Annotated in this window: 11 protein-coding genes; 10 read left to right on the top strand and 1 reads right to left on the bottom strand. The window is 52.1% G+C overall.

Annotated features, from left to right (window positions below):
• Window positions 1-8: 8 nt before the first annotated feature.
• The 8 genes from HMPREF9412_RS08420 (at window position 9) to HMPREF9412_RS08385 (ending at window position 9,837) form a co-directional block, all read left to right on the top strand.
• Window positions 9-1,220 (top strand): hypothetical protein, encoded by a 1,212-nt coding sequence (locus tag HMPREF9412_RS08420; protein WP_009590987.1) that lies wholly within the window; start codon window positions 9-11, stop codon window positions 1,218-1,220.
• A 117-nt stretch (window positions 1,221-1,337) separates the two neighbouring features.
• On the top strand, window positions 1,338-1,640 hold the full coding sequence (locus HMPREF9412_RS08415) for an ArsR/SmtB family transcription factor (RefSeq protein ID WP_009591021.1): 303 nt from the start codon (window positions 1,338-1,340) through the stop codon (window positions 1,638-1,640).
• Between the two features lie 142 nt (window positions 1,641-1,782).
• The gene (locus HMPREF9412_RS08410) at window positions 1,783-2,967 is read left to right on the top strand and encodes an MFS transporter (protein ID WP_009590988.1); all 1,185 of its coding nucleotides are present in this window, start codon (window positions 1,783-1,785) and stop codon (window positions 2,965-2,967) included.
• A 265-nt stretch (window positions 2,968-3,232) separates the two neighbouring features.
• Complete coding sequence (locus HMPREF9412_RS08405) at window positions 3,233-4,273, top strand: LacI family DNA-binding transcriptional regulator (protein ID WP_009591038.1); 1,041 nt, start codon at window positions 3,233-3,235, stop codon at window positions 4,271-4,273.
• Between the two features lie 731 nt (window positions 4,274-5,004).
• The gene (locus HMPREF9412_RS08400) at window positions 5,005-5,964 is read left to right on the top strand and encodes an ABC transporter permease (protein ID WP_009591040.1); all 960 of its coding nucleotides are present in this window, start codon (window positions 5,005-5,007) and stop codon (window positions 5,962-5,964) included.
• An 18-nt stretch (window positions 5,965-5,982) separates the two neighbouring features.
• Window positions 5,983-6,867, top strand: coding sequence for a carbohydrate ABC transporter permease (locus tag HMPREF9412_RS08395; RefSeq protein WP_009590996.1), 885 nt, complete (start codon window positions 5,983-5,985; stop codon window positions 6,865-6,867).
• A 50-nt stretch (window positions 6,868-6,917) separates the two neighbouring features.
• Window positions 6,918-8,531: an extracellular solute-binding protein gene (locus tag HMPREF9412_RS08390; protein ID WP_009590986.1), complete on the top strand. Its 1,614-nt coding sequence runs from the start codon at window positions 6,918-6,920 to the stop codon at window positions 8,529-8,531.
• A gap of 34 nt (window positions 8,532-8,565) precedes the next feature.
• The gene (locus tag HMPREF9412_RS08385) at window positions 8,566-9,837 is read left to right on the top strand and encodes a Gfo/Idh/MocA family protein (RefSeq protein ID WP_009590995.1); all 1,272 of its coding nucleotides are present in this window, start codon (window positions 8,566-8,568) and stop codon (window positions 9,835-9,837) included.
• Between the two features lie 92 nt (window positions 9,838-9,929).
• On the opposite strand, the gene HMPREF9412_RS08380 is transcribed toward HMPREF9412_RS08385, so the two are convergent.
• Complete coding sequence (locus HMPREF9412_RS08380) at window positions 9,930-10,361, bottom strand: Lrp/AsnC family transcriptional regulator (protein WP_009590993.1); 432 nt, start codon at window positions 10,359-10,361, stop codon at window positions 9,930-9,932.
• 125 nt (window positions 10,362-10,486) lie between these two features.
• On the opposite strand from HMPREF9412_RS08380, the gene HMPREF9412_RS08375 reads away from it, so the two are divergent.
• Window positions 10,487-11,245: an MBL fold metallo-hydrolase gene (locus HMPREF9412_RS08375; RefSeq protein ID WP_036671686.1), complete on the top strand. Its 759-nt coding sequence runs from the start codon at window positions 10,487-10,489 to the stop codon at window positions 11,243-11,245.
• Window positions 11,246-11,519: 274 nt separating this feature from the next.
• Window positions 11,520-12,413, top strand: coding sequence for a helix-turn-helix transcriptional regulator (locus tag HMPREF9412_RS08370; RefSeq protein ID WP_009590989.1), 894 nt, complete (start codon window positions 11,520-11,522; stop codon window positions 12,411-12,413).
• The last annotated feature ends 39 nt before the right edge of the window (window positions 12,414-12,452 follow it).

Genomic DNA, 12,452 nt, shown 5'->3' with positions numbered 1-12,452 from the left:
ATGTTGGCATGAGCCTGCAAGATAACGGCGGCAAACAAGCCGTGTTTTTTGAGCGAATCATGGGACTGCCGGTCTTTGATACCCATACCCACCTTGTCGGCGACCGGCTTGGCGCAAGGGATTTCTGGGAAATCGCGCACTACTTCTGGTTCTATCGGGAGCTCCAAGCCGGAGGCTATCCGGATGGAGCGGAGAAGCTGCCTGAGGAGGAACGCATAGCTGCATTTCTGAATGCCTACCGCTCGACGAGAAGCACGCTGATGAACTGGACATTCACTTCCATTATGCGCGAGTTATACGGGATCGGGATCAAGGATGAAGATTCGATCAGGGAAGCCATAACCGCAGTGCGGCATTCGGCCGCCGAAGAGGGATGGGCACAGGAAACGGCAGACCGGATGAATATCCGCCGGTTTGTCGTGAACCATCCGGAGCACGCTGCATTTCAAGGCATGCGGCATCCTGCGGTATGGATTCCCCGCATTGACGGAGCGCTGGGCCGCTGGGTCGATCGGATCGTCCAATCCGAAGAACCGGCCAGGACGTTTCACGCGGTACGGGACGAGATAAACCGGCAGCTTGACGGTTATAAAGATGCGGGCTGCCCGGGCATTATGACCACGCTGCCGCGGTATGAATCGAGCGCGAACATCCGCCGGGAGATCGGCTCGGCAAGCGGACGTGACGACATCATGATGGAGCTCCTGCACTTGATCTGTGCGGCAGCCGATCGCAACGGCTTGCTTGTCCAGCTGTTTCTGGGCGTCGAGAGGTCATGGTGCGGCACGGCGTTCCCTGCGAACGATACAGAGCGGATCCTGAAGCTCGCCGCTTTATTCGAGACGTACCGTTGTCCTTTTGAGCTTGTGCTTGCGTCGGAGCTGAACAATCTGGATGCGGTGCAGGCCGCCTGGAATTTTCCGAACGTTCATGTCGGGGGGATGTGGTGGTTCAACTTCCGGGCAAGCACGTACCGGGACAGCATGCAGTACCGTCTGGAAGCACTCCCGGCCAGTAAAAGCTCGGTGATCGTTTCGGATGCCCGCTGCATGGAATGGAGCTACGGCAAGATCCTGCTTGTCAAGAAGCTGGCTGCCGAGTTTCTGTGGGAGCGGGTCACGTCGGGCTGGATCGATGAAGAAACGGCGCTGCATACGGCAGAAGAATGGTTCTACGCGAGTGCCGTGAAACGCTACGGCATTTCGGCCGGAGGAGCTTGACGGACAATAAAAGTTTTTATGCAATAGTCGATCCTAACGGGATCGGCTATTGCTGGTTAAACAGAAACCGGAGGAATCAGGATTGACATATCGATAAATCCCGATATAATGATACGTATGAAACCAATCGAAGTGTTTAAAGCGTTGTCCAATGAATCAAGACTGGAAATATTGCAGTGGCTCAAGGAACCTGAACAGCATTTTACGCCCCACGAAGGGATTGATATGAGGGAAATCGGGGTATGCGTAAGCCAGGTGACCGAGAAATTGAACATGACGCAGTCCACCGCATCGCAGTATTTATCGATTCTGCATCGGGCAGGCCTGATCAAGACGGAACGCTTGGGGAAATTTACGTATTATAAGCGGGATGAAGAAGTGATCCGGGAAATCGGAGAGTATTTGAAGCAGGAGATATAGAACAGGAACTGAATGTTTCCTTAGAGTAAGGAATATTCAGTTTTGTTCCGCATTACATATCTATATATTGCGATATGTCTTTTTATTGGTTTAACATATCGAAATTACACGATATGTAAATATAAAATAAAGGAGTGGAATCATGACGGGTTCATGGAAAATTTATGTTTTGGCAATCGTCAGTTTTTTAGTAGGGACATCGGAGTATATCATATCGGGGGTATTGGATAAAATCGCGGATTCGTTAGGGATTACCATCACCGCTGCAGGCCAGCTGATCACGATTTTCTCGTTGGTATACGCAATCTTGACTCCCGTGCTTATGGCATTGACGGCTAAGGTGGAGAGACTGAAGCTGCTGGTCTACTCACTGGGCGTGTTTGTGGTTGCCAATCTTTTGTCATTCGCTCTGCCGGGGTATATCCCGTTTGTCATCGCCCGCGTTCTTATGGCGATGGGCGCTGGCATGGTGGTTGTCACGGCGCTTGGAATCGCCGCCAAAATCGCGCCGCCAGGCAAGCAGGCGAGCTCGATCGCCACGGTGGTCATGGGCTTCACGGCTTCGCTCATCATAGGCGTTCCGCTCGGGCGAGTCGCAGCCGCTGCTTTTGGATGGAAGTCGGTGTTCGGGTTGATTGCCGTCCTGGGGATTCTTTCGATGTTTGTCCTGCATAAGGCCATTCCCAAAACAACAGGCGATGCCCCGGTCCCGCTGCTCCAGCAGTTCGCCCTGCTCAAGAAACCCAAAGTGGCACTTGGTTTGGCGATTACGTTCTTCTGGCTGGGCGGGTATTCCGTCGCCTATACGTACCTGTCCCCTTATCTTCTGAACGTTAGCGGTTTGAACGAACAATGGATCAGTTCAGCCCTGTTTGCCTTCGGCATTGCCAGTCTCATCGGCTCCAAGTTCGGAGGGTTCAGCACGGACAGATGGGGAGTACCGCTTACCTTAATCGGCGGCATGCTTCTGCATATTATTGCTTTAATCGTCCTGTCTTTTACCAATGCGGGCGCATCCGTTATGCTGGTGTTTGCCGTACTTGTGATTTGGTCGCTGGCCGCTTGGTCATCCGGGCCCACGCAGCAGTATAATCTCGTCCAGCTGGAGCCGAATTCCTCGGGGGTCATGCTTGGCCTCAACCAGTCCATGATGCAGCTGTCCATGGCGGCAGGCGCGGGTATTGGTGGAATCGCGATCGAACGAATTTCGTTGTCGTCCATCGCATGGATCGGCGCTGCGGGCGTTGCGATAGCCGCGGTTGTGTCGCTTGTACTGTTTCAATCCATTAAGCAGGAGAGCACGGATCACGCGGCACTCGATGCTTGAAAGCATGACCGATGGTAACAGCCTGCTGCTTCGGGGCCTGCGATGCTCCGGCAGTATCGCTGCTAAGATAACAAGAGTATGTTCAAGAGGCCCGGCTTCGTTTCTAAAATTCGATAATGGAATAAAGCAGCAGCAACGGCTGAGGCCGCGGCTCCTCGTACAGCCAAATGGACATCCATTTGACGCCCTCCGACCGGAACGTTTATGCTATGATCAATGGATAGCGGAAAATTTGGTTCCAAATTTTGCAGGAGGAGGAGTTCGCTTGGCTAAGCTTAAAGATATCGCCGAAAGGGTCGGCGTATCCATATCCACGGTTTCGCGGGCCATCAGCAACGATGCTAACCGTCCGGTCAATGAAGAAACCAAGCAGAAAATTCGGGAAGCGGCGCTCGAACTCGGTTATAAACTACATGAACCATCCCGAAGCGTACATGCTTACAATACGGCCGACAAACGGGTTGTCTGTGTCGTTCCCCAACACCTGATGGACGATCACCCGTATTTTTCAACGGTTCTAGCCGGTTTTCATAAAAAAATGGAGGAGCTGGGCCAGCCCCCGGCTATCGTCCGCACATGCGAAGAGGTCGGCGATGCGGACCGGATACGGCTGATGCTGAGGGAGACGGGAGCGCAAGGGATCGTAGCCATAAGCTGGTACGACAAGGAGCTGTTTGAGCTGATGCAGCAGGCCGGGGTTGCCATCATGGGAGTAAGTTTGAATGATGACCGGCTGAACGTCCCGGTTGTAGACTGTGACCGGATCCTATCGGCGAGGGCAGCGGTACGCCACCTGATCGACCAAGGGCATTCGCGGATCGCTTATATCGGAGGCCCCGCCTATTCCAAGCAGATGGAAAGCGAGGAACGGTATGTCGGATACAAATTCGCTATGCTCGAGGCCAACTTGGAGGTGCGCGAGGAGTGGCAGATGAACACCGGATGGAACGTGGACCGAAGCTTCAGCAAGTTGTCCGAGCTATTGGGAGGGCTTCCCAAAGGGCAATGGCCGACGGCTGTTTTTTGTGCAAGCGACATGCTTGCCATTCCAGCCATGCGGGCCGTCGTCGAGAACGGCGGCCGCATCCCGGAGGATATCGCGATCGTAGGAATGGATAACATCGATGTGGCCCAGTATACAACGCCGCCGCTGTCCTCCGTATCCGTTCCCAAATACGAAATCGGCAGAGTAGCGGCCAAATCGATTGTGGATTATTTGGATGGTCATTTCCCGATGGCAACCAAGATATTGCTGCCATGCTCATTGATTGTGCGGGAATCCTCCAGATATACCCGAAACGAGTGAAATATAACTTCTCATGTTTAATTAACTGACATTTGAAGAAGAGAAAAAGATGATTAAACAGCCGTCGGCTTGAAAACCGGCGGCTTTTTTTGCTGTTACTCACCAAAAAATAAATCATTTTACGCCAAAAAGATCCAAAAAAGTGTTTGACTTTGCCAAATGCCTATATTATTATGAGTGAAAATCAATGAGGTGTTTGGCGCTGTATTTTCCTTTTTTGGAGTTGGGCAATCAACGCCTGCATCGTACTATTTATATATTTGATTGCGTTTTCATTCCCTTTATATAAACGTAATCTGGTGAAACGAAATATTCCCCGTAGAGAAGTTGAAGACCCTTCGATTTGCAAGTTTAAACTCATACAGGTATCGATAGTTATCCAAACCAAATCCAAATATAACATGATGTTATCCAAAAAGAATTCCAAATAACAGAATAACGTCCGACTCCATCGGATTTTATTTATAAACTCAGAAGGTGTCATTATTTATGACATGAAATTCCTGGAATGCCGCATTGAATAAATGAGCCTTAATGCGGTTGTCGCTTTGTCAGATGACGGATAACAGAGCAAAGGAGGGAAATCGTAAACCGAGTGTTTTACCAGCTGGATCCATAGGAAGTGAATACGATCTCCAGAAGGAATCCGGTTGAGCAGGGGTACTATGGAATGTGATTGTTTGTTTTGTTGGCGTATCTAGATTAACCAATACATACCGAGGTGATGCTCATTGGCAAATACGACCCTGCAGCCCGCAGCAAATGCGGTTTCCGAGACGAAGCGTAAGCGCTTCATGTGGAATCGCATCCTTCGCAATTGGCAGCTTTATGCTCTGATTTCACCGGTCATCGCCTATTACGTCCTGTTCCAGTACGTTCCGATGTACGGCATCCAGATCGCCTTCAAGGACTTTATAGCAACGCAAGGGATATGGGGCAGTCCGTGGGTCGGCTTCGAGCACTTTGACCGCTTTTTCAACAGCTATTATTTCTGGCGCTTGATCAAGAACACGCTTGGCATCGGCTTATACAGCCTTGCCGTCGGTTTTCCGATCCCGATTATACTGGCCTTGCTCATGAACGAGGTTCGGGCCGAACGTTTCAAGAAATTCGTGCAGACCATCACGTATGCGCCTCACTTTCTCTCTACCGTGGTCGTTGTCGGGATGATGATGATTTTCCTGTCGCCCCGTTACGGCATCATCAACCATTTCATTGAAATGTTTGGAGGCCAGCCGATCAATTTCATGACGGAGCCATCCTGGTTCAAGTCCCTGTACGTGCTGTCGGATGTATGGCAGACGATGGGCTGGAGCTCCATTATTTATTTGGCTGCGCTTGCCGGCATTGACAACCAGCTGCACGAAGCCGCGCGTGTCGACGGTGCGACAAGGCTTCAGCGCATCTGGCATATTAACATCCCGGGCATCATGCCTACGATCATCATCCTCCTGATCCTGAACATGGGCAGCATCATGGGCATCGGTTTCGAGAAAGTGCTTCTGATGCAGAACAACCTGAACATGGAGAGCTCCGACATTATTGCCACCTATGTCTACCGAATGGGGATCCAGAACGCCGAGTACAGCTTCTCCGCGGCGATCGGATTGTTCAATTCCGTCATCAATTTCATTCTGCTGGTGGTGGTGAACTTTATTTCGAAGCGGGTCAGCGAAACAAGTCTTTGGTAAAGAGGGGAGCATCGAACCATGCAAATTGAATCCAGAGGGGACCGTATTTTTAATGTCATCAACTATGCGATCCTGATCCTGGTCACCGTCATCGTCATGTACCCGCTGCTTTTTGTGCTCAGCGCATCGTTTAGCGACCCGCAGGCGGTTCTCCGGGGCGAGATGCTGCTGTGGCCAAAGGGAGTCAACCTGAATTCCTACGCGAAAATTTTTCAGAACCAGGATATCATCAGCGGCTTTACCAACACCCTGGTTTATACATCGCTGGGCACGTTCATCAACCTCACGATGACCATTCTTGCGGCCTATCCGCTGTCGCGGAAGGATTTTGTCGGGCGAAATGCCATCATGGCACTATTGGTTTTTACGATGTTTTTCAGCGGAGGGCTCATTCCGACGTATTTGCTGATCAAGAACCTCGGTATGCTGAACACGCTCTGGGTCATGATTATCCCGAATGCCGTATCCATCTGGAACATCATCATCATGCGCACCTTCTTCCAGCAGTCCATTCCCGGCGAGCTGCAGGAGGCCGCGACCATCGACGGCTGCTCGAACATTAAAATATTGACCCGGATCATACTGCCGCTGTCCATGCCGATTATCGCGGTGACGATTCTGTTCTATGCGGTCGGTCATTGGAATGCGTTCTTCAATGCACTGTTGTATCTGTCGGACAAAGATAAATTTCCGCTGCAGCTCATTCTGCGCGAAATCCTGATTCAGGGACAAACGAACGACATGGTCAAAATGTCGACCGAATCGGCGATTAAGCAGCAAAGGGAAGTGGAGGGCATCAAGTACGCGGTGCTGGTCGTTGCCAATATCCCGGTGCTGGCGCTCTATCCGTTCCTGCAGCGATATTTTGTCAAAGGCGTGATGATCGGGGCCATCAAAGGATAAATTCCTTGCATGGATAAATGGATGGAACACGAAAAAGGGGAGGATTACGGATGAAGCTGAAGCAATGGGGAAGTCTTCTGTTGACCTGCATGTTGTCGGTATCGCTGGCGGTGGGCTGCAGCCCGAAGGGTTCGGGCGGAACGGACTCGGCGGATGAAGGGAAAGCCGCGATTAATGAAACGGGATTTCCGATTGTCGACGACAAGATGACGGTGACCGGCTTTGCCGGAAAGTTCTTTGCCAACGCCGACTGGAACAACATCAAGCTGTGGCAGGAATATGAGAAAATGACCAATATCAAGGTGCAATGGGACACGGTGCATAAAGACAATTTGGCCGAAAAACGCAACCTGCTGCTTGCCGGCGGCGATTATCCGGAGATGTTCTATGCTTCCGCATTCCCGAGGGCGGATTTGTTGAAGTACGGCAAGCAGGGCGCTTTTATCCCGTTGAATGACCTGATAAATCAATACGCGCCGAATTTTAAAGCATTGATGGAGAAATATCCGGTCATCGAGAAGGGGATTACGATGCCGGACGGCAACATTTACGGGCTGCCGACGCTGTATGACCCCGAATTCCGGTCCGTGCTGTACGGAACGCCGTGGGTGAAGACAGAGTGGTTGACCAAGCTGGGCCTTCAAGAGCCGCAGACGCTGGATGAATTCTACGATATGTTGAAGGCGTTCAAGGAGAAGGATCCGAACGGCAACGGCCAGAAGGATGAATATGCTTGGGGTGGCGTAGGAACCGCCGGCATCGTCAACTATTTGCGGGGGTCGTTCGGCCTTAATTATCACGGAACATCGAACATTAACGTGGATACCGACCCGGCAAGCGGGAAGGTCCGGTTCATTCCGACGGATCCAAGATACAAGGAACTGCTTCAATTCGTGAACAAGCTGTATAAGGACGGCCTGTTGGAGCAGGATATCATGTCCGTGAAGAGCACGGAGGTGGACGCCAAAGGCGTTGAAGGCCTTCTCGGCGTTGTCGATAACGTGGACCCGGTCGCCATCTACAACCAGGAGGGTTATGTGGGGCTTCCGGTATTGAAGGGGCCGCACGGCGATCAGATGTTCAGCGCTACAGGCTCCCCGCTGGGGAACATCGGGATGTTTGTCCTGACCGATAAAGCGAAGAATCCGGCCGCGCTGATCCGCTGGATGGATTATTTCTACAGCGACGAAGGCATCCGCATGTTCTTCATGGGCTGGAAAGATGAAACGTATAAGGAAGATACGGATGGCAATGTGGATTATGTGGACGAAATCAAGAACAATCCGGAGGGTCTCAACCTGGACCAAGCGGTCGGGCAGTATCTGATATGGCCCGGCGGATATTATCCGGGCTTCGTGACGCAGAAATATTTCAAGGGAGCGGAAGGCCTGCCGACGTCCGTAGAGAACGCAAAGAAAGCCGAGCCGTACGTCATCCCTCAAGACAAGGTCTGGCCGCCGTTTAACTTTACGGCCGATGAGCAGTCCGAGCTTACCGGAATCCAGACCGACATTCACACGTACGTGGATGAGATGAGGGATAAATTCATAGCCGGCAACGAGTCTTTTGATAACTGGGACCAGTATGTCGCTAACCTGCAAAAGATGGGGTCGGAGCGCTATCTGTCCATTTATCAATCCGCGGCCAACCGATATACCGAATAAGACAAGTACCAGAACATTAAAGGAGCGACATGAGATGACACAATTAAAAGCCATATTGATCGGGGCAGGCGCACGCGGCGCCAGGGGGTACGCCCCCTATGCCCTGGACTACCCGCATGAACTGGCCTTCGTGGCCGTAGCCGAGGCCGATCCGGCGAGGCGCACCCGATTTGCCGAGGAGCATGGCATCCCGCCGGAGCGGTGTTACGAAACCTGGGAACCGCTGCTGGCCGAGGCCCGGCTTGCCGATATCGCCGTCATTTGTACGCAGGACCGTATGCACTATGGCCCAACCATGCAGGCTTTGGAGAAACAGTATCACGTGCTTCTGGAGAAGCCGATGTCTCCGGAGCCGAAGGAATGCCTGGAGATGGAGCAGGCTGCTATCCGTAACAACAGGCTTTTGACCATATGCCATGTGCTGAGGTATACCCCTTTTTGGAGTGCCATTAAACGCGTGCTTCAGGAAGGGACCATCGGCGAGGTGGCTTCGATCCAGCTGAACGAGAATGTGGGATATTGGCATATGGCCCACAGCTTTGTGCGGGGGAATTGGAATAACTCCGACAAGGCAAGCCCGATGATTCTGGCCAAATCCTGCCATGACATGGATGTGCTGTCCTGGTTGATGGACCGTCCTTGCACGCAGGTCACTTCGTTTGGCTCCCTGATCCATTTCCGCGAGGATCAGGCACCCGAAGGCTCGGCGGACCGCTGCCTTGATTGCAAAGTGGAACCGACCTGTCCTTATTCCGCCCCAAGGTTTTATTTGAGCGATGAGTACAAGGGTTGGGCGAGGCATTTTACCCAGGAGCTGACCAAGCCGAACATTATTCAGGGGCTTCGCGAGACGGACTATGGCCGCTGCGTATATCGGAGCGATAACAACGTCGTTGATCATCAGGTCGTCAATATGGAGTTTGAGGGCGGCGCCACCGCGATGTTCAGCATGTGCGGATTTACGCATGAACAGGAGCGCAGAATCCAGATCATGGGGACCCGCGGCGAGCTTCGGGGAGAGGAAGGCAGGATCACGGTTTACGATTTCCTGACCGGTCAGAAGACGGAGATTACGATTCCGTCGCAATCCAGCGGACATGGCGGGGGTGACAGCGGGATCGTGGCCAGCTTCCTGAGAGAGGTGCGGAGCTATAATGGGCAGGAGAGCCTGACGTCGGCAAGCGCCTCCGTGCGGAGCCATCTGATCGCGTTCGCAGCGGAGAAATCGAGGCTGAATCAAGGCCGATCCATCAATCTGAACGAATATGCGCGGGAAGTGATGGCGGAAGAAAACGCGGTAAAATAACGGAATTATATTAAAATTACATTATATGAAAAATTCACAACAAATTAATAAGAAGAAGCGGGCTGATCCTGGGGACAGCCCGCTTCTTCTATTTATTTCACCTGATCAATGGACAGGCTGACTTTATAATTCCCGTACTTCAGAAGCTCTTCCAAAAAATCGTTCAATTCCTTAGGCGAGCCCGCCCGTACCCTGAGCCAATAACAGCCCTCACCGCTGACGCGGTGGGTTTCGGCGACCATGTCGTGCGACTGAATAAAGGACAGGAAGGGAGAATGAGCCGTATTTAGCGCCAAGAACATGGTGACAAAAGCGTGTACGGTCAGACCGATTTTGTCCGGATTCCAACGAAGCGTAAAGCCTTCGATGACACCCAGGTCCTGCAGCTTGCGAACGCGGGCCCCGACGGCTTGTCCCGTCAAATGCACCCGCTGTCCGATCGCTTTGTGAGACAGGCTTGCATCCTCGAGCAGGTGCTGCAATATGCGAAGATCGACTTCGTCGAATTCATGAGCGCTTGGCATGCGAAATTTCCTTTCACGATGAAAGTGAGTTCCCCTAATTCCTTTCACGAAGCCGTAGGCAGGAATTATAGCGTTATCTATAATGGGGTCAGAACCATATTAAATGAAACAAAGGGGAAATGAAAGTGAAACTTCAGCTTATACGTAATGCTACGTTAAGGATACAGTACGCCCATCTTGAACTGCTGGTCGATCCGATGTTGAGCCAGGCCAAGGCGAACCCGCCGGTCATCAACTCCGCGAACGACAGACGGAATCCGCTTGTCCCGCTGCCGTTCTCCATGGCTGACAAGCTCCGTCCGAACGCGGTTCTGGTCACACACCTGCATCCGGATCACTGGGATCAAGCCGCGATCGACGCACTGCCGAAGTCAACGCCGATCCTGTGTCAACCGGGGGACGAGGATACCTTGGCTTCGCAGGGCTTTACGTCCGTGACGGCCATCCAGGAAAGCCTGGAACATGATGGGGTTACGATCATCCGAACCGGTGGTCATCATGGCACAGGTGAGATCGGTCAGATGATGGGACAGGTATCCGGTTTTATTTTGAAAGCAGAAGGACACCCGGCGCTGTATATCGCGGGCGATACCATCTGGTGCGATGAAGTGAAAGAAGCACTCGATGTTCACAAGCCCGATATGACGGTTGTCAATGCCGGGGGCGCTCGGTTTATCACGGGGGACCCGATCATCATGAATGAGGACGATGTGATCGAACTGCTGCGTTATGCTCCTTATACGAGGGCGGTTGCGGTCCATATGGAAGCCATCAACCACTGCCTAGTGACAAGAGAAGCGCTGTCCGGTCGTCTGGCAGCTGAAGGCCTTGGCTCGCGAATCGAAATTCCGCAGGATGGCCAATGGGTCGAGTGGAAAGCGTAAACCTACAACACGCAGCCGCTCGCGATAGCACCGGGAAAAGCTTGCTGCCTTCCGATGGCTTCAGCAGCAGTGAGACCGTCTGAATATGATATAATCTATGCCGAAAGCTCCGTATCACGGAGCTTTTTTGTTGTCCTGCCTAAATTACTTATCATAAAAAAAATCCCTATTTCAACGGAAACGTTATTTAATCCTGACATGCTAGATGTCAGGATTTATGGTTTAACATTCGATTCAGAAGTCAAAAAGGACGAAAACGCAAGGAGTGTAAACGATGAAGCTGGACCGGCTGCTTGGCATTACGATGGAGTTGTTGACCAAAAAAAGAGTGACCGCCACGGCGCTGGCGGCCCGGTATGAGGTTTCCGTCCGCACGATTTACCGCGATGTGGACATCATCAACCAAGCCGGCATTCCGATCGCTTCCTACCCCGGTGCGGATGGCGGGTTTGAACTAATGAGCGGGTTCTACCTGACGAGGCAGCACTTCTCCGTGGATGACTTTTTGGCTATCTATAATCTCTTAAAGGGCATCGAGGGGACTGTGCAGGGGAGATATACAGCGATCATGAATAAGCTCGGAACCCTGCAGCCTGCCTTGTTGAACGGAGGATGTCATGAACAAATCATAATCGAGATGAGCGCGTCGAAACATGAGCGGGCATGGGTCAGGCAAATGTTGAAAGCCATTGAAGGCTCGAACCTGATAACCCTTCATTATACCAGCGCATCCGGCACCCGCTCAGAGCGGCAAGTGGAGCCGCTGCAGCTGTACTGGGAACAAGGCGTCTGGTATTTGGAGGCTTACTGCTTGTTCCAACAGGCAAAGCGAATTTTCAGGGTATCTCGCATATCCAGTCTTGAAGTATCCGAGAACACATTCCTCCGAAGAGGGGGACTGGAGCGGGAGGAGCAAGAGGAAGTGCAGGGAATTGAGGCGCATCTTCGTTTCGATCCGTCCGCCGGTCCGCGGGTGATCGAGCAGTTTCCGGATGCATGGGCCTCCAGCGAGGGATGCTTGGATGTCCAAACCATCTTCTACACCAAAGCGTATGCTGTCTCGGTGATCCTAAGCTACGGTGCCAAGGTGGAGATCCTCTCGCCGCCGGAGCTAAAGGAAGATTTGCTGAAAGAGCTGGAGGACATACGTAAACGTTACGAACCATGACGCGACAAATATACGCGTACCTTTAATCAACGCACAAGG

The sequence above is a fragment of the Paenibacillus sp. HGF5 genome, from assembly GCF_000204455.1.
Taxonomy (GTDB): Bacteria; Bacillota; Bacilli; order Paenibacillales; family Paenibacillaceae; genus Paenibacillus_AQ; species Paenibacillus_AQ lautus_A.
This window is presented reverse-complemented; position numbering and strand designations above follow the sequence as displayed.